Raw genomic sequence first — 23,605 nt, forward strand, 5'->3', positions numbered from 1 at the left:
TTAGAGCGTGATGCGCTTGTTGTTGTTGATCGTGTTGACGAGCAGCGAGCGGAGTTCGCCGAGGTAGGCGGCGATGTCGTCTTCGGTTTCGAGCAGCCCACCGGCCATCGGAAGCGAGAGCTTTTTGATCGAGATGCTCTGCTTCAGCGGTTGCTTCGGAGGGACAGGGCCGTCCGGTGACGGTTCAGTGTCAGATTCCACCGAAGGGTCCGGGTCCAGTTGCGGCTGCCTGGTCGATTCCAGCTCGTCCAGGATGGCGGGGTAAGTCGTGTCGGCGAACTGCGCTGCGAGATTACGGATCGCCGGGATCTGCGTCTCGTGCTTCACCCGCTCAAGCACGGCCTCTGCTTTACAAGTCACGGACTCCCGTGAGGCCCCGGTCGCACGCTCAAAGGCTGCGCTGACCGGCACCTGCTTCCAGTAGTCGTTGATCGACCCGATGGCAGCGTCGCGCTCCGTGGAAACGATGCCGCCCAGCTGCGCCTGCAGGTCGGTGATCGCAGCTCCGAGCTGCGTCGTCCTGTTGCCCCGGAAGATCTGCGGATCCTCGAGTGCGATCTCGACTCCGTCCGCAACGCTCGCAGTCAAGAACGCAAGGTTCGTGCGGTTGAGCTGCATGAACATTGTTGCGTTGTCGTAGATGCTGCGCTGGTTGCCGTTGAGGAACGCCTTGATCGGATCGATCGCGTTGTCCTTCGCGTCCAGGAGCTCGTCCGCAGTTGTGTCAGCCTCGTTGAAATGCTCCAGGAACCAGTCGGCGTTGTTTGCCGTCAGCTCGCCCAACAGTCGGATCGGTTCGTCCAGCTGATCGATGAACGGATACGCGGCAGCACCGGACCGCAATGCCTTCAGCTCGACGAGCTTCGACTCGAGGTGGTCCTTCCCGACACGGCCAAGTTCAGCCGCATCCTTCGTGAGGCTTCCGTCGTTGGTGAACTCGATGACGAACTTGCGGAAAGCGTTCACGATCTTCTGGTCATAGACCCGCTGCGGAGCGACGACGAGGTTCGGGTATCGCTGCGTGTTGCGCAGCGTCCCGGTGATCTCGGTGCGCGCGAGTGTTTTGCCGTCTAGCTGCAGCTCGATCTTTGACTGTCCCGCGAGGTGGGCTACCACCGCGGCGATCGACCATTGGTCCCAGCCAAAAGGCTTGGCGGAGTACCGGTCGACGAGCTGCTTCATGGTGACCATCTCATGCCGCTTGCCACGCATCTCCAGATGCCCGAGCACATCATCGGCGGGCACCTCCAGGATGCTGAGGCTCTCATCGAACATCCCGTCTGCCGGGTTTACCAGTCCATTGAGACCCTGCTCGCTGAAAGTCTTGCCACCCAGCATGCTCAGGTTGGTGTACGTGGCCGCGATGACCTTCGCGAAGCCGTCATTGATTCGAGTCTGTGCGTCGCTGGCGGTGACGTCGATCACCGCAGCGTTATGAATCAGCGTCGCGCTGCCGACCGCAGTGCGGAGCCTCTCGACGATCGCTCTCTCGCGCTCGGCGTTCTGGGTACCCTTCTCACCGAGGATGCGGGTCTCGATCGCGGTGCGACTCGAACCCTGCGCACGCTTGACGTACTTCTGGGTCTTCAGCAACAACCGAAGGTCAGCGAGGATCCGGTTCGCCTCGGGCGGGAGAACAACGCGAAGTTCATCGAGACCCACGCTGTGTGCCTTGATCTGGTCGAGGCTGAACTCGGTCTCGGGGCTCGTGAAGTGCAGCGCCAGCTCGTACTGCTTGCCATACGGGGTTCCGTCGAGCTTGTAGCCGAACGGGAAGTTCTGGCCATTCTTCCCGACCGTCTTCGTCGTCTTCACGACGGACTCAGCGAGCAGTTTGTTGAGCTTCGCGGAGACCTCGGAGTTGTCGATGTCGACGTCCTTGATCTCCTGCTCGATCTTCTGCTCTTCGTTCGTCAAGTAGTCGTAAAGGTCGCCGTTGCGCTGAATGTAGGTCTGCGCCTCGAGCGCGTTGAGTGCTTCGTTAACGTCCTTGCCGAGCTGGATGAGATCCGTGCCGAAGCGGTCGTAGACCAAGACCGTGAGGTTGCGGGCGGTGGCCTTGAAGCTGTCGACGTACTTGACCAGGAACAGCGCCTTCAACAGGCGCGCCGCGAGCGTGCTGAGCTTGCCGCTGCCGGCGGCGCTCTCGGCGTTGATGATCGCCCGTTGATTTGCGGATTTCAGTGAAGCACGGATGCCCTCGAACATCTGGTCGAAGGATGCCAACGAGCCGAGCGGCCGATCGGCAAGGTGGGTTGCAACCTGCTGCACGACGCCGAGCATCGACCGCTCACCGACAGAGCTATTGCGTCCTTCGAAGATGTTGTGGTCGCTGATGCCCTCGATCGCGGCTTGGAAGAGCGGGAACTGGTACGTCACAAACGGGTACGTGCCGACGAAGTGTGACTCGTCGCGATAGTTCGGGTAATGGCGACCCTCGACGAAGTCAAACAGCGTCTTGAAGTTCGCGTGCTCGCCGCTGTACACCGCTGCGACCTCACTGGTAGCGGCATCCGTCTTCGCGAGAAGACGCTTGCGGATGACTTCCTCGACGTCCTGGCTGGTGAGCTTGAGGCGGTTCTTGAAGCGCGCCTGAATCTTGGAGAAGTCGTTCGACTGCTGCTTGGTCCGGTCGCCGCCGACCTTCTCCATGTCTTCCTGAGAGGTGACGAAGATCCATGCCCGGCCGCTGCACTTCGTGGCGATTGACTCAGCGATCGTCTGCAGGTTCAGCATAAGCTGCGTGTTCGTACCGATGAACTGGCCGACCTCGTCGACGAAGAAGTTCAGCCGGAAGCCCGCTGGTTGTTTTTCAAGCCACGCCGCGACCTCTTCTGCGAAGTCTTCGATCGATACCGAGTAGTTGGCGCTGTACTGACGGATGATGCCCGGGCTCTCTGCGCCGTTCACCTCAGCGAAGGCCTTGTCGATGTTCCCTGCTTCGAGCGCCGCCTGTTCGCGGCCACGCGCCCATTCGATTCCCGCAGCGCGCGCGAACGCCGCTTTGAAGTCGTCATACTGTCCACGCGAATCAAGGTCCCGCTCGAATCGAGCGATGTGCCCCTGGTTGCCGTAATATCCCCGCGCTTCATCGAAGATCTTCACAAACACCTTCAGCAGGGCATCGTTCTGATCTTTGGAGATCAGCGTTGCCTTCTGATCGATGTTGAACAGAAGGCTGCGCGACTGGATCCGGTCGGCCTTGTCGATCAGTGCGGGCAGGAACGCGTCGTCGGCCTTGGAACGGAACTGCTCCGACACGAGGACACGAGGGTAGTCATGGCCTTCGATGTCCCCCAGCAGGTGCGCCAGCATCTTCAGCAGGTGCGACTTACCGGATCCGAAGAAGCCCGAGATCCACACGCCGTTGGCATTCGTGTAGTTGGTGTATGCCTCAAGCACATGCTCAAGCCCCTTGGCGGCTTCGTTCGTGAGGACGTACTCCTCGACCTCCGTCGCGAGATGCGAGGTGTCATCCGCCTTGATGACGCCCTCGATTGGTCGCCCGATCGGCTTCGCGAAAATCTCGTTGATCACGGTCGCGCTCATGCTTCTTGCTCCAGAATGTCTTTGGCCCGGTAATAGCTGTCACTGGCGCTGAGATTCAGCGCACGCAACTGATGGCCCGCCGTCTGTGTGAACTCGTACGTGCCGGGGAACCACGCAAGCATCGGCCGCCCCACAACAACGCTCTGCAGGTTCTCCAGCACCGTGTGGGTGCGGATGAAAGGGAAGACCTCACCAAGCCCAGTGAGGAAGACGATGTCGCTCGACTGGTCCTGTAAGCGAGCACGGATGGCGGGCGCGATGTGATCGTGCGGGTCGAGCATCCCCTGCAGTACCTCGCGGAACTCGCCCTTGTCCATAGTCGGCTCCAGCTTGACGACTCGCTCCCAGACGCCACGCTCGGTGAGGAGCTCAACGGCGAGATCGTACAAATCAATCTGGGCGACTGTGAGTCCGTCGTCACTCTGGAGCTTCGTCCGCACCCGGTCCCGCATGCTCTCAACATCGTGCGTCCACGAGGGCGGGAAGTGGTAGATGAAGAAGGGGACCTCTTTCGAGAGTCCCTCCATCTTCAGGAATCGCTCGCTTCGGAGCACCTCATAGACGTGCCTCTCGTCGCTCTGCAAGCTGCGCTTCGTCTGTGTCATCACCCAGCCCCTGCGAATGTCGTCGTCGGAAAGAATCGGATGTCGCTCGGGGTACGCCTGTTCAAGGCCTCAATGACACGTTCCGACATCACCGCGGGAACGATGCTCCTGCTCTCCGTGAGCAACCCAGCGTCTTGCAGCATCCGAAACATGCTCTGACGCAGCTTCATTGTCGTCGACGGCTGCAACTCGTCCAGCTCGGGATGCCACAAACTCTTTCCAACGAGGAAGCGATCGAAGTCTTCAGCGCTCAAGCTCGGCGTCATCAGCAAGAACCGCTCGCGCACGACCTCTTCGGCGAACTCCCCGATAAGACGGTACCGACGGCACGCTGCGGCCCACATCAGGATCTGCTGCTCACTCGGGCCAGCGTCTGCGAGCAAGTTGATCTCGGCGTCTGTCAGCACGGATAGCCGCTGGACTGTTTCACGGATCACCCGCACGCTTGAGGAGGAAGTGCGCGCCTGCAGGACGTTTCGCTCGACGGCGATCTTCCGCACCTGACCCCAGTCGCGCTCCGCGAGGAACAGGGATGCGAGCACGGCGGCTTCGCGCATCAGGAGACCACCGCTCGTGAACGACAGCGCATAGCGCTTCGGAGAGTTCGCGAACACGGAACCTCCTCTCGGATTCTTGTAGTTGAGCGGCGATGTAAGACGCCGACGACGTTGCCGCAAGCGGCCGTGATCTGAACCGGCCATGAGTTCACCCTGGCTTCGTCTGGCGGGGCCGGACTGATTCGACGTACCCGGTTGTTCTGGCCTCTCGCCTTGGGCTCGCGTCGGGAACCAATCTAGGGTGTGCCCTTCGCGGCGCCGCAGGTGAAGACGGTGTCCTGCATCTCCCCGAGGTGGGAGGTGATGTCGTCGGCTGGCAATCATACTTAGGACACTTCGCTCCCCCTCGACCGCAGAACGCGGACGCACCCGATGATATCGGAGGAGCACCCGGTTGAGTCGTGTTGTCTAGAGATGGCCGCCCCGTAAGCCGACCCGAGGATTCGCCAACGGACAAGCGCATAGCGGCCAGCTTCGCCGATGAACAGCATCCAACCGAACACCTCGCTGATGTGGATGATGTCGCCCTTCGTTAGGGTTCTTAGACGCGCGCCTGCGCAGGCCTCGCAAGGGTCACGTCGCTGGTACGGGCGACAGCCAGATGGTCTGGTTCGCTCGCGGGCTCCCGACCAATGCGGGCCGAGCCTGACTCACCTTCGCCCCCAATGAAAGGCCCACACGTGGAAGCTTATGAACTCAAATCCACCGTCGGTCAGGGGCTGGAGCAGCTTGGATTGGGGCTTCTCCCCGTCGTCGAGGGCGCCTTTGCCGAGGCAGTTCCTGGGGTCGAGTGGACTCGGATCCTCGAGGAGAAGGACCGCGCTGCCGGCGGCGGCCAAGGGCGGTACTCGGCTACCGACGTGTCGCTCATGCTTCGCGCAATGACCGAGCGGATCGGGGAGCTCGGGTACCCGTTCGACCGCGTGCTGTCGCGGAGCGCTCGCGGGTACGCGAGTGAGCTTCGGGAGGTTCGGAACGCCTGGGCTCACAACGCGGGGTTCACGGAGCAGTCGGCTTACCGGGCGTTGGACTCGATGCAGTTGCTGTTGGAGAGCGTTGGGGCTGCGGAGCAGGCTGCGGTTGTTGGGGAGTTGAAGGGGCGGGTGTTGAACCCTTCGACAGGGGCAGGGACCCAAGGAGTGGGCTCAGGGAGCCAAGCGGTTGCGTTGGGCGGGACGGCTGACGGTGGGGAGATGGGCCCTTCGACAAGCTCAGGGACCGAGAGGGGTGCGTTGACAGGAGAAGCCAGCGATCGCGAAGCGGAAGATGGGCAGAGCGCCGCAGGCTCCTTGGTCGCCGAAGGCGTGGCTCCCTCCGTCTCCATCCGCGTCAGCGCGACGCCGACGCTCAGCTACGCGATGGCGCACTGCAGCATCGCGGTGATCGACGAGATCGTCCTCGAGAACCATGGCGGGGAACGCCGGGCGGCCTCCGTCGAGATCGACGTCGTCACCGCCGGCGGCGCCCTCGCCGACACCAAGGTGCTCCTCGCCGACCTCGGCGAAGACCGCACCACCCTCCTCCGCAGCCCCGAGGTACTGCTCGACCCCCGCCGCATGCTCCTCGTCGAAGAACAGCGCCCCGGCGTCATCCGCGTCACCGCGCGCGACGCCGCAGGCACCCAGCTCGGCACCGTCGAGACCCCCGTCACCGTGCTCGCGTCCAACCAGTGGATTGCCGCACCCGTGCAGCTCGGCCTCGAACTCCTCGCCGCCCACGTGCAGCCCAACGCCCTCGTCGTCAGCGAGCTCATGCTCGAGGTCTCCGACCTCCTCGACAAGCAGACCGGCAACAGCTCCCTCGCCACCTACCAACTCGACGACCCCGCCCGCATCGACGCCATCGTCGCCGCCGTCTGGGACGCCGCCCGCGCCCGCGACATCCGCTACGCCGAACCGCCCGCCAGCTGGGGCCAGAGCGGCCAGAAGGTCCGCACCCCCGAGGAAGTCCTCACCAGCCACCTCGGCACCTGCCTCGACACCACGATCCTGCTCGCGTCCGTCCTCGAAGCCATCGGCATCCACCCCCTCCTCTGGCTGCTCAAGGACCACATCTTCCTCGGCTACTGGCGCGTCCAGACCACCCTCGACGTCGTCGCCAGCACCGACGTCTCCGAAGCCGTCAACTCCCTCGAACTCGGCCGCATCGGCGTCGTCGAGACCACCATGCTCACCGGCACCTCCGCCACCTTCGCCGACGCCTCCCGCCGGCCCCACACCGAACACCTCGCCGGCTCGCTCGACGACTTCATCGGCGTCACCGACGTCGTCCAGGCCCGCCTCCGCAAGATCTACCCACTGCCGAGCCGCCGCATCAACGCCGAGGGCGAACCCGTCGTCACCCTCTACCAGGCACCCGAAGCCCGCGCCCTCACGCAGGACGCCCCGGCCACCGCTGAATCGACCGCCGCCGGCCACGGGCCCGACCTCCCGAAGCGCGTCTCCACCTGGAAGAACGCACTCCTCGACCTCAGCCTCCGCAACAAACTCATCAACTACACCGACCGCTCCGGCTTCGAACTCGCCGTCCCCGGCCCCGCCCTCGGCCGCCTCGAGGACAGCATCAACCACGGCACCCCGCTCACCCTCGTCGCCTCGGACAGCGTCGCGACGATCGACCAGCAGCGCGGCATCCGCTTCGGCCGCGACCTCGACGAGAGCGACCGCATCACCTTCCTCGAGGACAAGAAGAGCGCCTTCATCGACGTCACCGAGGCCGCCTACCCGACGAAGCTCCGCGCCCTCGCCTACAAAGCCAAGACGATCGTCGAGGAGACCGGCGCCAACAACCTCTACCTCGCGTTCGGCATGCTGAGCTGGCGCTTCGGTGACCGCGACCTCCGCTCACCCCTCGTGCTCGTGCCCGTCACGCTCACGACCACGAGCCGCGGCTCCTCCTACCGTCTCACCCTCGACGAGTCGGGCTCCTCCACACCCAACTACTGCCTGCTCGAGAAACTGCGCCTGAGCTTCGGCCTCGAGATCCCCGGGCTCGCCAACCCCGTCGAGGACGGCTCCGGCATCGACCTCCCGGCCGCGTTCACCGCCGTGCGCCAGGCGATCCTCGACGCCGGCCTCCCGTTCCGCGTGGAGGAGACGGCGTCGCTGTCGATCCTCCAGTTCGCGAAGTACCGGCTGTGGAAAGACCTCGACGAGAATTGGGAGACGCTCGCCTCCAACAGCCTCGTCGACCACCTCATCAACTCGCCGCTCGAGGCCTACGCCGACCCGACGCCCGCGCAGACCGACACCGACCTCGACCGCCTCGGCCTCGACTGCCCGGTCGCCGCCGACTCCTCCCAGCTCGACGCCGTCGCCGAAGCGGTCGCCGGCCGCACCTTCGTGCTCGAAGGCCCTCCCGGCACCGGCAAGTCGCAGACCATCACCAACCTCCTCGCCCGGTCGCTCGCCGAGGGCAAGAAGGTCCTGTTCGTCGCCGAGAAGCGTGCGGCGCTCAACGTCGTGAAGCAGCGACTCGAAGACGTCGGACTCGGCGCATTCTCGCTCGACCTCCACGACAAGGGCGCCAGGCCCAATGTCGTCCGCGCGCAGATCAAGACCGGCCTCGACCTTCGCACCAAGGCCGACGTCGACGCGCTGAGCACCAACCGCGAGCTGTCCGAGTCCGGCCTCCGTACCCTCACCCGCTACGCCGACCGCCTCCACGAGGTCAACGCCGCCGGCTTCTCCCTCTACTCCGCGCGGAGTCGACTGCTCGCGATGGACCACGACCTCGTCCCGATGGCGATCCCCGAGCAGCTCGTCGCCGCCGGCACGCCCGAGGCGTTCGAGGAGCTGCGGCAGGTGTTCCGCGACCTTCCCGAGCGCTCCGACCTCGCGCGCCCGAGCACAACGCACCCGTGGGCGTTCCTCGACGGCCCCTCGGCTCCCGGGCTGGACGCCGCGACCGTGCAGCAGGCCGCCCGCGCACTGGACGCCGCTCTTGCGACGACGCTCGACGCCGGTCTCCCGATGGACGCCCTGCGCCTCGCGTCGCGTCCCGACCTGCTCGGCCTCTGGTCTACCGCGGTCGCCGCGCCGCGTCTGCCGATCGGCGCGTTGATGGCTGGAACCAGGCCCGAGGACTTCACTCGGCTCGACGACGCCCTCGCCGCCGCCGAACAGCTCCGCGATGCCCAGGCCGAGTGGCGGTCGACCTTCACGCCGGCCATCCTCGACCGCGACATCGCCGGCCCGCTCCACGCCGCCGAGCAGGCCGCGGCGTCGAGCTTCTTCGGTCGCAAGAAGCGACTGCGGGCCGCGCTCGCGCAGCTGAGTGATGTGCTGGCCGTCGACGCGACCTCGTTCAAGGTCAAGCAACTGGTGCCGCAGCTCACCGAGGCGAAGGCGGCGCAGGACCGTCTCGTCCAGCTGCGCGGCACGCTCCGGTCCACCGCGCTCCCGCTCGTCGGCGACCGCTGGAACCCGCTCGTCGAGCCGACCCAGCCCGTGCGCGAACTCCTCGGCTGGTACCGCTGGCTGTCGGAGGGCTTCCGCCTGCCGGGCACGCCCGACGACGCGTTCATCACCGCCGTTCGCGACCACTACGCCACCACTCAGCCGTCGCAGCAGGCGGCCCAGGCACTGACGACGCTCGCGAGCACCTGGAGCGACGTCCTGCGCAGCGCGTCCGTCAGCACCGAGCGCCTGTCGGCGTGGTCGGGTGGCGAGGGCTTCCTGCAAGCCTTGTGGTCGACGCGCGACGCACGCCGTCTCGACGCCGCCGAGCCGGTCGTCCTCGAACGCTGGCTCGACCTCGTGCGGGTCGTCGAACCGCTCCGCACCCACGGGCTCGACGACGTCCGCGCTGCGATCCTCGCCGGTCGTATCGAGACCGAGGACGCGACGCTCGCCTTCGAGAAGGGCCTCGCGCAGGCGTCGATCGACGAGCGCGAGCGCACCACGACGCTCGACGCCTTCGACGCCACCGCGCACAACCGCAGCGTCACCCGCTTCACCACAAGCGTGAAGGCCGTGCGCGAGGAGTTGCCGCGCGCGATCCCGGCGTCGGTGCTCGGGCTGCGGACGTTCAGTTCGCAGTCGGAGAGCGGTCAGGTCGGCGGGCTGCGTCGGCAGATCGACCGCCAGCGCGGCGGTATGAGTGTCCGTGCGCTGCTCGAGAACTTCGGCGAGCTCATCACGCAGATCATGCCGTGCACGCTCGCGAGCCCGGAGTCGGTCGCGCGGTTCTTCCCGGCCGCTGCCGAGCTGTTCGACATCGTCGTGTTCGACGAGGCGTCGCAGATCCGGGTCGCCGACGCGATCGGGGCGATGGGGCGTTCGCGCTCGGTCGTCGTCGTGGGCGACAGCAAGCAGATGCCGCCGACGACGTTCGCCGAGGCGGGCGCGACGATCGACGACGACGCCGACTACACGAGCGAGGTGCTGCAGGACGAGGAGTCGATCCTGTCCGAGTGCGTGCAGGCGCGGGTGCCGAGCAAGTGGCTGTCGTGGCACTACCGCAGCCAGGACGAGTCGCTCATCGCGTTCTCGAACCATCACTACTACGACAGCCAGTTGTCGTCGTTCCCGGCACCGTTCGCGGGCGCGGGCGACGGTGGGGTGGCGGGTCACGGGCTGGCGTTCGTGCGACTCGATGGTCAGTTCGAGCGGGGCGGCCGCGGCAAGTCCCTGCGGACGAACCCGGTGGAGGCGCAGGCGATCGTCGAGGAGATCTCGCGCCGCTTCGAAGCCTCGCCGGAGGAGACGCCGTCGCTCGGGGTCATCACGTTCAACGCGCAGCAGCGGACGCTCATCGAAGACCTGCTGCGCGACAGTGCCGACCCGCGGATCGCGCTGGCGCTCGACGAGCAGGACGGGCTCTTCGTCAAGAACCTGGAGAACGTGCAGGGCGACGAGCGCGACACGATCCTGTTCTCGATCGCGTTCAGCGCGAACGAGAAGGGTGTGATCCCGCTGAACTTCGGGCCGCTCACCCGAGCCGGTGGTGAGCGACGGTTGAACGTCGCGGTGACTCGGGCGCGGCGACAGGTGGTGTTGTTCGCGAGCTTCGACCCGTCGGAGCTACGGGCGGAGCAGACGTCGTCGATCGGCATCAAGCACCTGAAGGCGTATCTCGAGTTGGCGCAGCGGGGGAGCGAGGCGGCCGGTGAGGACGGTCGTCGTCAGGCGATCATCGACCGCCACCGCGACGAGATCGCCGACGAGCTGCGATACGTCGGGCGCGCGGTGCGGACTGATGTCGGGCTGTCGGACTTCCGCGTCGACATCAGCATCGCGACGGAGGCGGAGCCGGACCGGCCGCTGGTGGCGGTGCTGCTGGACGGGGCATCGTGGCGGGAGCGTCGGACGGTCGCGGACCGTGACGGACTGCCGGTCGAGGTGCTGAGTGGCCTCATGCGCTGGCCGGGCGTCGAGCGCGTGTGGTTGCCGGAGTGGCTGCACCACCGCGAGGAGGTGCTGGACCGGTTGGTAGCGGCGGTGGAGGCTGCGGCCGAGCGGGTTGCTGCGGGGAGTGCGATGGTGGAGGCGTCGGGTGTTGCGGAGGCGGATCCGGCCGATGTGTCGGTTGCCGATGAGGCCGATGTCGCTCCCGAAGATTCGGATGCACCCGCGCCTGTTCGCAGTGCCCGAGTGCGCGAGTGGTCGGAGCGGCTGGCGTCGCTGGAGACCCTGTCGGAGTTCCGCGACCGCAAGGTCGGTGCGGCGCAGCCCGTCGAGGCGATGCCGGTGGCGGACACGTCCGCGCGTCACCCGGAGCTCTCGGAGTACCAGCCCTGGGACGCACCCACGCTGGGTGGGATCGAAGTGCTCGATCGGTTGCCGGGGCGGCAGTCGGTCGTCGCGGTGCAGGGCGCGATCCGTGCGGCGGTGGAGGCCGAGGGGCCGATCCACGTGACGCGTCTGGCGAAGCTGGTCGCGGGTGCGTTCGGTCTTGACCGGGTGGTGGGTTCGCGGGCGAAGTCGATCCTCGACAAGGTCCCGACCGAGTTGCTGGGTCGCTCCGACGAACCGTTCGCCTGGCCGACCTCGATCGACCCTCTCACCTGGCGCGGAGCCCGTCAGTCCTCGGCGGAAGCCGCCCGAGCGATCGAGCACATCTCCCTGGTGGAGATCGCGAACGCGATGGCGATCGCCGCGGAGGAGTCGGCGGGCCTCTCGCCCGACGAACTCCGCCGCGAGACCCTAGCCATCTTCGGTGGCAAGCGAGTCACCGCCGCGATCGGAGCCCGCCTCGACGAGGCCCTCGAGTTTGGACTGGTGTCCGGGCGCCTGGCACGGAGTGGCGAGGCGATCGTCACTTCGGCAACGTGAGAGAGCTTCCTGGAACAGTCCTTCTTTGTTCGGAGGCGGAGATAGCGGCGGGAGCTGCCCGCTATCGGACGGTCCCACCTCCTATCGGATACGAACGGATGTCGGATCGAGGGTGAACAGGAGACTCTCCGCTTCGAATGCGCCAACGCGCGCAGTTATGCGAATGTTGTCACCGACGCGTACGGAATCTCGAGTCTTATCCTGAAGATGAAGGTCTGCGGCGCTCACGTCCCGAAGCTGGAAGTTCGGTCCGCCGTAGGAGTGAGTTTCGCTGTAGTCGCCGTACGCGACGAGGATGTCGTAGCGGGTCGTGTAGTCGCCATGGGCACTTATGGCCGCGATGCTCCCGTCGAACTCGATCAGTTGACCCCTGTGGTTGGCTGCAAACGCCTCGACCGATTGTCCTTGGTCTGAGCCACTCAGTAGCAGGGCGAGCTCCTCGTTCGCTTCCGCAGTGAGAGGCCGTTCCGTGTCGGCGGCACCTGTGGGTGTTGCCGTTGGGACAGGTTCGGTCGTCTCAGCCGCTCGCGCTGGCGCCTCTGCCTGTTTCGAATCACTGCCTTCCAAAGTCGCGCCCACGGCGATGATCCCTCCAAGCGCGAGGGTCAGTGCTCCGGCGATGAGGATGGTGCGTCGCTGCAGCCTCGGCTTCGGGCGACGGAATGTCAGCTGTGTTTGCAGTGGCCCCTGACGCCGATCGAGTGTTTCCCAGCCGTCTGACTCCCATTTCTGGATAGTTCTTATCTCGGAACCGCGGATCGCGCGTACAGTTCTCTGTTCGTATTTGGTGTCTTCGGCAGACATGTCGACTCAGACCGCCCGAGTACCGATGTCTCGAAGCACGGCGGCCGACGCGCGGACGCCGTCCATCGCGCCCTGGATGGTGGCTGGGTCGCCGCCCGAGACCGCTGTCGTCAGCGTGTCGAGGTTGGTCTGCAGTCCGACGAGGGCAGGTGCCCACTCGGCGGCGATCGACGCCGGCACGTTCAGCGACTCCAGCTGACCGAGGTTGAAGCTGATCTCGGCCGTGTTCGAGATCAACCGCCAGGTGCCGCCCTCGGCCAGCGTGGTGACCATGTCGTCGAGGTCCTTGTCGATGTCGGCGGTGTGCTTACTCGCGCCCGCCTGGAAGGCGGCGACATCGACCACGGCCGGCGCAGCGGGCTCGGCGATGGGCTCGACCGTCGCGGTCGGAACCGGTGGCGGCGTTGCCGTCGGCGTCTGGGTTGCGGTCTGCGCGACGGCGACCGGCTCGGTCCGTCCGCCGTTGATTGCATTCGAGACACCACCGACAAGCAGGAGCGAACCGACGACAGCGCCAGCGATGATCCAACCCTTCGCCTTGCCACTCATGCCGGATGTGGTGCCTGGCTGTGCGGCGTACGGCGACGGAACCGGCGCGGCGGCGAACGCGGGCGGCGCGGACTTCTGCAGCTGGAGCGGCTGGTTGACGAGCGGAGCGGTCGCCGCCTGCTGCGGAGGCATGACTGCGGCGGGCGCGGTGTGGGTGGTCCACGCGGCACCGTCCCAGTAGCGCTGCTGCGTCCGGTCCGCGTAGTCGGGGTACCAGCCGGCGGGCGTGGCAGAGGGCGGGGTGGTCGAGCTCATGGGAACGGTCCTTGCATCGGGTCAACGCGACCCGCAGCGGCATCGGATCATCGACGGCAGGTGACGGACCCGCGAACCGGGCCAAGCACAGTCTGGCGGGGGAGGGGCGGGGGTCATCAGTCCCAGAATGGGTCACGCGCCCGAGTTGTGCGTCAGTCTTGGGCTTGGGCGCTGTTCGGCGAACACCGGACGCCGGTGTCCCAGAACTCAGTCGAGATCGAGCGCTCCAGTTCCAGGGGCGAGGTGATCGACCCCGGGCCGCAGGATCGTGATTGTTCGCACCCCTCCTTCGAGTTGGCGCTGCAGTTTCACCAACGAAAAGAGGTAGGAATCGGGAGTTCGCTCAGCTCGTTCGAGATACAGATTGCAGCCCTTCGACATCTCGACCAGGGTCAGGCGAATATCGCGACTGCTGCGCACTGCTTCTCGCGCCGTCCGAAGCTCGCGGCGTATGCTCACCACACTTCGGCTTACCTGGTCAAAGTCTTGCCGCTCTGCCGCATTGGGAACGACGTAAGGTTCTACGCTTGGATCGAGGGCTCGTCGCAGGTGTAGCTCCTCGATGAGGTTATTGAGCGCCTGAGTTTCGATCCTTCGAGCGTTCAATAGATACGTCGCATAAGCGGCGAAAACAGCCAGAGCGGCCCCGACTGCTGCAACGAGAATGTCGGGCCAGAACGTAATCCACACTCAGGCATTCTGGCAGGGGGTGCCCAGTTTCCACCATGGAATCTAGTCATGGTCCAGGGCCGTTGCAGGCTAAGCGCGTATTGAGCTCACTGCAGGATCCGCGACCACCTCGACCTTGAACCCCGCCTCGTTCTCGAGCCAGCCCGCGTAGTGCTGCTCGCCACCGGCGTGCGGATAGCGGTCCTGGTACAGCGGCCGCCAGCCGTGCTCGAGGCCCGCCGTCATGATCGCGTCGACAGCCTCCCGCGTGCCGCCGCGGAACGCGAGATGGTTCACGCCCGGACGTCGCCGATCGTGCGACTCCGCGCTGAGGTTCGGCGACGCCGTCAGCGTGACGTAGGTGTCGCCGGCCTCCCAGGACTCGCCGCCCGGCCACTCGCTCTCCTGGGAGAACCCGACGCGCGACAGCAGCCAGGCCCAGCCCGCCCGCTCCGCCTCCACGTCCGCGAGCCACACCTCGACGTGATGCAGCCCGGGACCGGCCGGCGCCGACGGACGCTCCCGCTGCAGCGCATCAGCTCCGTCCTGCAGTCGCTCCAGCGTCCCCGCCACCGCGACTCGCGCCAGTGCATGAGGCCGCGCGAGCACGTCGATGTTGCGGGCGATCCGAACGTCCTCGAGCGGCACCAGCACCAACCGAGGGTCGGCCCGCGGCGCCGTGTACCGGGGGAACAACGCCAGCAGCTCCCCGCCCACGATCAGCGACGCGGCCAGGTGGTAGTCGTTCACCCGATGCGCCCGATGGAACCGCACCCCAGCCGTCGCCTCGATCACCCCGAGTGCGACATCCGGCGCGAAGCCCGCGTGGGCGGCGATCCACGACTCGTCCGCGAGCTCGGCCGCCGACACCGACGATCGCCCAGCGAGCGGATGGTCCACCGACATCGCCACGTCGAACGGCTCGCTCAACAGCGTCATCACCGACAGCTGCTCCGACGGCCACGGTTCGTCGTGGTCCATCCGGTGCGCGATGACGAGGTCGTACTGATCGACGAGTTCGGCGAACTCGGGTTGCGCGACATCGTGCTCCCCGAACACCAGCGACGGCCCGCCCTCAGCGTCTTCCAGCAACTCCGGCAGCAACGCCTGCCCGGCGCTCTGGAACGCCGCCACCCGCACCCGTGCCCCGGTGTCGTCGCCGTACTCGCGCACCGTCTCGGCCGCGCGGTCGATCAGTGTGTGCACCGTCCCCGCCATCTCGGCCAGCGCCATGCCCGCCTCGGTCAGGCGGATCTCGCGCCCCACCCGATACGTCAGCGCGACGCCGAGCTCGCGGTGCAACGCGGCCAGCTGTTGCGAGATCGCCGGCGCCGTCACGTGCAGGTGCCGGGCGACCGCCGCGATCGTTCCGCGCTCGGCCAGTTCGCGCATGATCCGCATCTGAGAGAGATTCATCAGCTCAAGCTAACTGGTCACGTGGAAACCCTCAATATTCATGACGGATCGATCTGACTACGTTGGTCACCAGGACAGCGCAACGACGCCCGTCCGCGACAGCCGGCACCACCGGCCGCCGCCGCTCCCGCAGGAAGGAACGCCATTGCTCGCCCTCTGGAAACGACCCGACACCGCCGGTTTCGAACTCGTCGAGCGCGCGATGCCGGCCATGGGTTCCGACGACGTCCTCATCCGCGTCCATCGCACCGGCATCTGCGGCACCGACCTCCACATCGAGTCGTGGGACCCGTGGGCGGCCGGCGCGGTCGACGCCCCGCTCGTGCCCGGCCACGAGTTCTCGGGCGAGGTCGTCGAGGTCGGCAGCCGCGTCGAGGGGATCCCCGTCGGCGCAGCGGTCTCCGGTGAGGGGCACCTCGTCTGCGGCACGTGCCGCAACTGCCGCTCCGGCCGCCGCCACCTCTGCCGCCACACGCGCGGCCTCGGCGTCAACCTCGACGGCGCCTTCGCCGAGTACGTCGTCCTGCCGGCCACCAACGTCTGGGTCCACGGCGACCAGGTCACCCCCGACCTCGGCGCCCTCTTCGACCCCCTCGGCAACGCCGTCCACACCGCCCTCAGCTTCCCGATCCTCGGCGAAGACGTCCTCATCACCGGCTGCGGCCCCATCGGGCTCATGGCCATCGCCGTCTGCCGGGTCGCCGGTGCGCGCAACATCGTCGCGACCGACGTCGTCGCCGACCGCCTCGAGAAGGCCCTCGCCGTCGGGGCGGACCGCGTGGTCGACGTCTCGAAGGAACGGGTCGCCGACGCCCAGGCCGAGCTCGGCATGCTGGAGGGCTTCGACATCGGCCTCGAGATGTCGGGACAGGCTGCCGCCGCCAGCGAGCTCATCGAGAACCTCAACACCGGAGGCAAGGTCGCGCTCCTCGGACTCCCGTCGACCAACATCGAGATCGACTGGACCAAGGTCATCACCCGCATGATCACCATCAAGGGCATCTACGGCCGCGAGATGTTCGACACCTGGCACCACGCGAGCGCCATGGTCGACCACAGCCCCGAGCTCCGCAACGCCCTCGAGTCGCTCGTGACCGCCCGCTTCCCGCTCGCCTCCTGGCAGGACGCGTTCGACACCGCACGCGGGGGAGCGGCGGGCAAGGTGCTCATCGACTGGACCGATACCCGCGACGTCGTCATCACCGGCGTCGTCGACGAACAGGCACCGGTCGCCGCCCACGCCGCGACCGCCGCCTGAGCGACCGCCACACTCAGCTCAACCGCCCACTCGACCCCGAGGAGACGACATGTACGGCACCATCAAGACGCAGCTGCGCGACCAGCTCGACCGCATCGAGGCGGACGACCTCACCAAGCGCGAGTTCGCGATCACGTCCCGCCAGGGCAGTCACGTGACGATCGACGGCCGCGAGGTGCGGAACTTCTGCGCCAACAACTACCTCGGCCTCGCCAACGAGCCGTCGATCGTCGATGCGGCGAAGCTGGCGCTCGACGAGTGGGGCTACGGGCTCGCGAGTGTCCGCTTCATCTGCGGCACGCAGCAGATCCACCGCGACCTCGAGCAGGAGCTGAGCGCCTTCCTCGGCACGGAGGACACCATCCTGTTCTCCTCCTGCTTCGACGCGAACGGAGCGGTCTTCGGTGCGCTGTTCGGTGAGCACGACGCGATCATCTCCGACGCGCTCAACCACGCGTCGCTCATCGACGGCATCCGCCTGAGCAAGGCCCGCCGCCTGCGCTATCGCAACCGCAACATGGCCGACCTCGAGCAGCAGCTCATGAACGCCGCCGACGCGCGTCGCACCGTCATCGTCACCGACGGCGTGTTCTCGATGGACGGCTTCTACGCGCCCTTGGACGAGATCTGCGACCTCGCCGACCGCTACGGCGCGCTCGTCCTCGTCGACGACTCGCACGCCGTCGGCTTCGTCGGCCCGGGTGGTCGCGGAACGCCGGAGTTGTTCGGCGTGCAGGACCGCGTCGACATCCTCACCGGCACGCTCGGCAAGGCGCTCGGTGGTGCGTCCGGCGGGTACGTGAGTGCGAAGCAGGAGATCGTCGACGTGCTGCGGCAGTCGGGCCGACCGTACCTGTTCTCGAACAGCCTGGCGCCGTCGCTCGTCGCCGGGGCGCGTCGGGCCGTCGAGCTCGCGGCGGAGGGTGACGAGCTGCGCGAGGGACTGTTCCGCAAGGCCGACCTGTTCCGTGCCCGCATGACCGAGGAGGGCTTCCGGCTGCTGGAAGGCTCGCACCCGATCATCCCGGTGATGTTCGACGACGAGCAGCAGGCGGTCCAGGTCGCGGCGCGGATGCTGGAGCAGGGCATCTACGTGATCCCGTTCAGCTTCCCCGTGGTGCCCCGCGGCGAGGCCCGCATCCGCGTGCAGATCAGTGCCGCGCACAGCGAGCAGGACATCGAGGATTGCGTCGCGGCGTTCGTAGCGGCGCGGGGGTAGGTGCGGCGGCTACTCAGCGAGGTGATCGGCGTCGCTGGAGGCGGCCGTCGATCGAAGTCGCATGCTCAGCACGTGCCGCACCGACCCGTCTGCGCCGCGGTCGTCGTCCACGCGTCGCATGCCGATCTTCTCCGCCACGCGCGACGACGCCTGGTTGTCGGGGTGGACGATCGCGACGAGCTCTGACGAGTCCGTGTGCTCCTGGGCGAAGTCCCGACTGGCGGCGGCGGCCTCGGTCGCGAACCCTCGACCCTGCCAGGCGGGGCTCACGTGGTACCCGACCTCGAGCTTCAGCTCGCCGTTGACCCGCTGCCACGTCAGGCCACAGTCACCGACGAATTCGCCGTCGTGGTTCTCGATGATCCACAGTCCGAAGCCGTACTGTGCGTAGTTGCCCTCGTTCCAGGCGATCCACGCCGCGGCCTGCTCGCGGGTCTTCGGCGCCGGGTAGAACTGCATGACCGCGGGATCGCCGAGGAGGTTCGCCATCTCGTCGAGGTCCGCCTGTGTCATGCGCCGGAAACGCAGGTGCTCCGTGTCGTGGGGGAGCGCCATCAACCGCGCCGCATGCTGCGCGCAGCGAACCCGTCGAGCGCTGCCAGAACGGGAGGCGCAGTCCAGAGACGGTTCCGCTGTCGCGACGAGCCGACTGTGAGGATGCCACGGTCGACGAGGGTGTCGAGGGTGTTGAAGACCGTGCGATCTGAGGCGTCGAGATGTTCGCGCACGAGTCGACTGTTCATCACCGGATGCTCCAGTGCCAGCGCCGTGATGAGGTGCGCGGCCGAATCGGCGCGGATGTCGCGCAAGGCCTGCTGCCATGCGGCTCGGATGGTCTCGATCTCCTCCACCAATGTCCGTCCGTTGGCGATCGCGAGGAACGCACCGTCGGCGAAGACGTGGACGATCGGCTCGACGTCGCCCTGCCGATAGCTGGTGAGTGCAGCGAAGTAGTCGTCGCGCTGCTGCAGGATGCCGGCTGAGATGGGCACAGTGACCCCGCTGGTCAGTCCGACCCGCCGGAGGGCGGCCTGCACCAGCGCTCGACCGGTGCGCCCGTTGCCGTCAGGGAACGGGTGGATGGTCTCGAATTGCGCGTGAGCGACGGCGATCGCAGCGAGCGGGAGGGGTGCCGGTCGGAGGGAGTAGGCGATGAAGTCGTCCATCGCCGCTGCGACACGGTCATGGTGCGGCGGAACGAAGTCCGCTTCATGCGGACCGAAATTGCCGCCCCCGATCCAGACCTGCTCGTCGCGATATCGGCCGGTGATCTCCGGTGCCGATGTGCCGAGGAGCTGCTCCTGCATGGCGATGATCGTCGTGTTGGAGAGCTCGTCCGATGCCGCGAGTGCTGCCTCGAGAGCTCGGACATTGGCGACGATGAGCGGTGCGTTCCCGGTATCACGCTCGTCCAACTCGGCCTCGGCGATCGCCTTCGCGCTGCTCGTCAGGTTCTCGATCTGCGAGCTCGACGCCGATTCGCTCCGCAGCAGGATCGACGAGAAGGGCGCGGTGACGTGACCGACCTCGCTGTCGAAACGGATGATCCGTTCCTGCGCTTCGCCCAGCAGCTCCACGAGACCATCCGACAAGCGGATGTCGAGGTCCGCGATCGGCGGCGGGACCGCGGCGTCGTATGGCTGTGCGAGGAGCAGCCGCTCGCGCTTCGGCAACGCGTCGGGAGCGATACGCGACCGCCAGGGTCGCTGTTCATACGTGACAGCGGTCGTCATCATCCCCTCCTGTTTCCCGGCCGAAGTTGCAGTTACGACAGCCGTTAGTGAAGTTTAGGCGCTTATCCTTCACTAAGGAACCTTCGGGGTGCAGTTGGGACGCCGTTGTCAGCGGTTTGACTCTCCCGTAGGGGGAGGCGCGATGCTTGAAGCATGTTGCACATCGGAGAGTTCGCAGGCATGACCGGGTTGAGCGTGAAGGCGCTCCGCCACTACGACGAGAAGGGCGTCCTGGTTCCGGCCGACGTCGATCCCGACTCCGGCTACCGCCGCTACGGCGAGGAGCAGGTGCGCGCGGGCGTGATCGTGAAGGCCCTCCGCGATGCCGGTGTTCCCCTCGCCGCAGTGGGCGTCTCCGTCGCCGGCGCCGACCCGTCGACGGCTCTCGACGTGCACCATCGCCTGGTCCTGGAGCAGCGGGAGCAGGAGGACCACGCGTTCGCGCAGGCCCGCTCGGTCGTCGCGTCGCTCGCGGCACCGGTCGAGATCGTCGAACGCGAGCTCCCGCCCCAGCCCTATGTCGGCCGGGTGCTGACCGTGCCGCGCGGCGACGAGGACGCCGTGACGGACGACGACGCGAACGAGCAGTTCTCGCAGCTCTACGTCGCCCTGCAGGAGGCCGGGGTCGGCCCGACGGGCACGTTCTGGACCGCGCTCCGACCGGGCGAGCAGGGGCGGTCGAGATCGTCTGCTGCTGGCCGACCTCGTCGCAGCTCGAACCGACGTGGGGTGGTGACGAGACCACGGTCGACGTGCTGCCCGAGCGGACCGAGCTCGCCGCGGTCTGGCGATCCGAACCGGGCGTCGAGCTCCCCGAGGGATCGACCCACCCCGCGGTGGTCGCCCTGTTCGACGCGATCGCGGAGCGCGGCATCACGATGCCGACCACGGAGCTGCGGCAGCGGGTGCTCGGCCAGACCGCCGACGAGTACACGGTCGAGGTGTCGATCACCCTGCCGTGAGGTCGCTCTCCCACCGCGCTTCCCGGGGGCGTGTCAGGCCGGGTCGTTAGGCTGGAGTCGTGGCCAACAGCAGAGATTTCGACGCCCGTTACGAGCTCCGTGAGTTCCCGTTCGCGAACGGGGCCGACGGTGAACCGACCCCGGAGAGCCTCGCGGCCCTCGACGCCATCGGATTCGGCTTCCACGAGTCCACCCCCAAGCCGGAGGCGCGCAAGCGCAAGGTGAACGAACTCATCGCCGACGAAGCGGTGCTGCTCGGCGCCTACGTCCGCAAGCCGCAGCCCGGTTCGGTCGACGAGACCTGGCCCGCGGGCACCTTCTCCTGGTTCCCGAAGGCGCTCAGCTGGGGCGACGGCACCAGCATCAACACGCAGGCGATCTCCGACGTCACGGTCCGCCCGACCGAACGACGCCGCGGCATCCTGCGCCGCATGATGACGCAGGCTCTCGAGCGCGGCGTCGCCGACGGCTATGCGATCGCGGCCCTCACCGCCAGCGAGGGCACGATCTACCGTCGGTTCGGATTCGGCTCCGCGATCCGTGAGCGCAACGTCGTCGTGAAGCGCGCGAAGGCACTGCCGTTCCTCGCGCCGACGAGCGGCATCGTGTCCGTCGTCACGCCCGAGTACCTGGTCGACGGCGTCGCGCGTCAGGTGTTCGACCGCTTCGACGAGCGCTCGATCGGGTCCATGGTCCGCAACACCGGATCCTGGCCGCTGGTCCTCGGCACGCTGGGTCGCGACGGTGAACCGGCGAAGGACACCCGTGCCGCCGTGCACCGTCCCGCCGACGGCGAGGAGGTCGACGGCTACGTCACGTGGCGCATGGTCGAGCAGCCCGGTGGTCAGACCGGTATCGAGATCATCGACCTCGTCTACGCAACGGACGCGGCTTACCTGTCGCTGTGGGAGTTCCTGCTCTCCATCGACCTCAACGACGTCGTGAAGTACAACCGCGCCAGGCTCGACGACCCGATCGTCTCGGCGCTCGGCGACAACCGGGCGTACGACATCGAGCACGAAGAGGACCACGTGTGGCTGCGCGTCCTCGATCTCCCGGCCGTCCTCGCGTCGCGTCCGTTCGCGGTCGACGGCACGTTGACGATCGCCGTGACCGACGCGCTCGGCTACGCGGCGGGCACCTTCCGCCTCGAGGTGACCGGTGGTCGTGGAACGGCCATGAAGCTGAGCAACGAGACCGACGCTGCCGGCGCCGACCTCGCGCTCGACGTCGCCGACCTCGGTTCGCTCCTGCTCGGCGCGGTCTCGCCGGTGTCGCTCGCCGCAGCCGGGGTACTGCAGGCGGCCGACCCTGCTGCGCCGCTCCTGCTGCGATCGATGCTCCAGACGCCGCGCGCGCCGCACGGGATCACCTTCTTCTAGGCGGTCCCGAGCGGCGACCCGCGGGCGTCGCCCCGTCGCGGATCAGTCGCGCTGCTCGATGAGGGTGAGCTGCGTGCCGTCGGGGTCGATGAGGAATCCGGCCCGGAGTCCCCAATCCTGCATCCGGACCGGATGCAGGCGAGGCGCGCCGACGGTCGCCTCGGGGACTCCTGAACGTTGGATGGCGTCGTAGAGCTCGTCGACGTCGGCGACGCGCAAGCAGCACATGAAGCTGCTCGATGCCGGGTCGAGGTCGGGTGCCGGGAAGAACTCGAGCTGCAGACCACCGCGGACGAGGATCAGCCAGCCCTCGTCTCGGAACGCGCGCTCGAAGCCGAACGCCGAGTAGAACGTCTCCGTCGTGTCGAAGCTGCGGGACGGCAGGTTCGGTGTCGCGCGGTCGTGTCGTGTCGAGGTCATGGAGTCGATGATCGCAGCGTGTCGGCCGGCTGGGAAGATCAGGCCTGCGTGGCCGGTGTCGCGAGTCGTTCGCGGAGGAAGGCGACCACGCGCTTGCGGGCCTCGAACGCAGGGTGACCGTTGCGCTCGCGGACCTCGCCGGTGAGGACCGAGTGCGCGGTCTTCGCGAAGCCGGCGGCGTTGCCGGAGGAGGAGTCGAGTTCGATGACTTCGAACGCGTCGCCGAGCTTGGCCGCGATGGTGGAGAAGCGCTCTCGCGGGACAGCTCGATCCTCGCTGAAGCGGAGACCGAGCGCGCAGACCGAGCCCTGAGCCGCGCGGGCTGCGACGGCGTCGAACTCGGCGGCGGACATCCCGGGGTCGATGCGGCGGGCCCGGCTGACGGGGAACGGAGTCGACGGCTGGCTCATGACGGAGGCGAGGACGTGCTCGTCGACGGCAGCTGCGAGCGCGAATCCGCCGGTGAAGCACATGCCGATGACGCCGACGCCAGGACCCGGCGTCCGGGCCGCGAGGTCGGCGGCCAGTGCCCGGACGTGGTCGGCGACGGGTCGGTGGGCGCCGGTCGCGAACGCCTTGAACTCGGCGGAGACGCAGACCTTGCTGACGCTCGCGAGCGTGTAGCCGAGGGTCCCCTCGTGCCCAGGCGTCCCGAACGGTGACGGGATCGCGACGGTGAAGCCCTCCGCGGCGAGGTGCTCCGCCAACCCGAGGACCTCGGGCGTGAGTCCGGGCAGCTCGGGGATGAGGACGACGCCCGGCCCGGACCCCTTCTCGAAACAGTCGTGCGTGACGCCGCCGCCGGTGAACGGGGTCCGCACCCAGCCGGTGAGGTCTGCGCGCGGAGCGGTGTCGGTGGTCGCATCGTCGGTCATGGGGTGAGCGTAGTCCTGGTCGCTGCGTCCGATCTGCTGGATCGTGGCACGTCCCGCCTGGGAAGCCACCCGCCGTTC

At 67.2% G+C, this 23,605-nt stretch carries 16 protein-coding genes and 3 pseudogenes; 7 read left to right on the forward strand and 12 right to left on the reverse strand.

The genetic code is table 11. From position 1 onward, the window contains the following. From brxC to ACQG07_RS05160, 3 genes are read right to left on the reverse strand one after another with little or no spacing between them, the layout of a single operon-like run. Nucleotides 1-3,549 carry a BREX system P-loop protein BrxC gene (brxC, locus tag ACQG07_RS05150; protein WP_426737655.1) on the reverse strand — a complete coding sequence of 1,183 codons (3,549 nt, stop codon included), beginning with the start codon at nt 3,547-3,549 and terminating at the stop codon, nt 1-3. Next, entirely contained in the window at nt 3,546-4,154 is a 609-nt protein-coding gene (locus tag ACQG07_RS05155) for a DUF1788 domain-containing protein (RefSeq protein ID WP_426737656.1), read from the reverse strand. Before ACQG07_RS05155 ends, brxC begins: the two co-directional genes overlap by 4 nt. Next, complete coding sequence (locus ACQG07_RS05160) at nt 4,154-4,768, reverse strand: DUF1819 family protein (protein ID WP_426737657.1); 615 nt, start codon at nt 4,766-4,768, stop codon at nt 4,154-4,156. Before ACQG07_RS05160 ends, ACQG07_RS05155 begins: the two co-directional genes overlap by 1 nt. Nucleotides 4,769-5,376: 608 nt before the next feature. Here ACQG07_RS05160 and ACQG07_RS05165 point away from each other — a divergent pair. Beyond that, nucleotides 5,377-5,760, forward strand: a pseudogene (locus tag ACQG07_RS05165) (Swt1 family HEPN domain-containing protein); the annotation flags it as partial. Nucleotides 5,761-6,015: 255 nt separating this feature from the next. After that, nucleotides 6,016-11,985, forward strand: a complete 5,970-nt coding sequence (locus ACQG07_RS05170) for a DUF4011 domain-containing protein (protein ID WP_426737952.1) — start codon at nt 6,016-6,018, stop codon at nt 11,983-11,985. An 81-nt stretch (nt 11,986-12,066) separates the two neighbouring features. Here the strand turns inward: ACQG07_RS05170 and ACQG07_RS05175 are convergent, their stop codons facing one another. From ACQG07_RS05175 to ACQG07_RS05195, 5 genes and pseudogenes are all read right to left on the reverse strand, one after another. After that, complete coding sequence (locus tag ACQG07_RS05175; protein WP_426737658.1) at nt 12,067-12,789, reverse strand: DUF4839 domain-containing protein; 723 nt, start codon at nt 12,787-12,789, stop codon at nt 12,067-12,069. Nucleotides 12,790-12,795: 6 nt separating this feature from the next. Then, on the reverse strand, nt 12,796-13,593 hold the full coding sequence (locus ACQG07_RS05180) for a DUF2510 domain-containing protein (protein WP_426737659.1): 798 nt from the start codon (nt 13,591-13,593) through the stop codon (nt 12,796-12,798). 207 nt (nt 13,594-13,800) lie between these two features. Beyond that, on the reverse strand, nt 13,801-14,283 hold the full coding sequence (locus ACQG07_RS05185) for a hypothetical protein (RefSeq protein ID WP_426737660.1): 483 nt from the start codon (nt 14,281-14,283) through the stop codon (nt 13,801-13,803). Nucleotides 14,284-14,352: 69 nt separating this feature from the next. Beyond that, nucleotides 14,353-14,793, reverse strand: coding sequence for a VOC family protein (locus ACQG07_RS05190; RefSeq protein WP_426737953.1), 441 nt, complete (start codon nt 14,791-14,793; stop codon nt 14,353-14,355). 24 nt (nt 14,794-14,817) lie between these two features. Continuing rightward, a pseudogene (locus ACQG07_RS05195) lies at nt 14,818-15,678 on the reverse strand (LysR family transcriptional regulator); the annotation flags it as partial. Between the two features lie 145 nt (nt 15,679-15,823). Here ACQG07_RS05195 and tdh point away from each other — a divergent pair. Together tdh and ACQG07_RS05205 are read left to right on the forward strand one after the other, a co-directional pair. Then, complete coding sequence (gene tdh, locus ACQG07_RS05200) at nt 15,824-16,936, forward strand: L-threonine 3-dehydrogenase (protein ID WP_137244318.1); 1,113 nt, start codon at nt 15,824-15,826, stop codon at nt 16,934-16,936. Nucleotides 16,937-16,985: 49 nt separating this feature from the next. Beyond that, nucleotides 16,986-18,155, forward strand: coding sequence for a glycine C-acetyltransferase (locus ACQG07_RS05205; RefSeq protein ID WP_079706562.1), 1,170 nt, complete (start codon nt 16,986-16,988; stop codon nt 18,153-18,155). 9 nt (nt 18,156-18,164) lie between these two features. Here ACQG07_RS05205 and ACQG07_RS05210 read toward each other — a convergent pair whose 3' ends face one another. Beyond that, the gene (locus tag ACQG07_RS05210) at nt 18,165-18,710 is read right to left on the reverse strand and encodes a GNAT family N-acetyltransferase (protein WP_426737661.1); all 546 of its coding nucleotides are present in this window, start codon (nt 18,708-18,710) and stop codon (nt 18,165-18,167) included. After that, nucleotides 18,710-19,888 (reverse strand): Fic family protein, encoded by a 1,179-nt coding sequence (locus ACQG07_RS05215; protein ID WP_192006068.1) that lies wholly within the window; start codon nt 19,886-19,888, stop codon nt 18,710-18,712. The genes ACQG07_RS05210 and ACQG07_RS05215 overlap by 1 nt, the downstream gene beginning before the upstream one ends. Before the next feature lie 153 nt (nt 19,889-20,041). Here ACQG07_RS05215 and ACQG07_RS05220 point away from each other — a divergent pair. From ACQG07_RS05220 to ACQG07_RS05230, 3 genes and pseudogenes are all read left to right on the forward strand, one after another. Further along, nucleotides 20,042-20,224: pseudogene (locus tag ACQG07_RS05220) on the forward strand (MerR family DNA-binding transcriptional regulator); the annotation flags it as partial. Nucleotides 20,225-20,640: 416 nt separating this feature from the next. Further along, entirely contained in the window at nt 20,641-20,850 is a 210-nt protein-coding gene (locus ACQG07_RS05225; RefSeq protein ID WP_426737958.1) for a hypothetical protein, read from the forward strand. Between the two features lie 59 nt (nt 20,851-20,909). Continuing rightward, nucleotides 20,910-22,232: a GNAT family N-acetyltransferase gene (locus ACQG07_RS05230; RefSeq protein ID WP_426737662.1), complete on the forward strand. Its 1,323-nt coding sequence runs from the start codon at nt 20,910-20,912 to the stop codon at nt 22,230-22,232. Nucleotides 22,233-22,274: 42 nt separating this feature from the next. On the opposite strand, the gene ACQG07_RS05235 is transcribed toward ACQG07_RS05230, so the two are convergent. After that, complete coding sequence (locus ACQG07_RS05235; RefSeq protein ID WP_426737663.1) at nt 22,275-22,652, reverse strand: bleomycin resistance protein; 378 nt, start codon at nt 22,650-22,652, stop codon at nt 22,275-22,277. A 38-nt stretch (nt 22,653-22,690) separates the two neighbouring features. Further along, complete coding sequence (locus ACQG07_RS05240) at nt 22,691-23,527, reverse strand: dienelactone hydrolase family protein (protein WP_426737664.1); 837 nt, start codon at nt 23,525-23,527, stop codon at nt 22,691-22,693. Nucleotides 23,528-23,605 lie beyond the last annotated feature (78 nt).

The organism is Plantibacter sp. 2H11-2 (genome assembly GCF_050031945.1).
Lineage (GTDB): Bacteria > Actinomycetota > Actinomycetes > Actinomycetales > Microbacteriaceae > Plantibacter > Plantibacter auratus.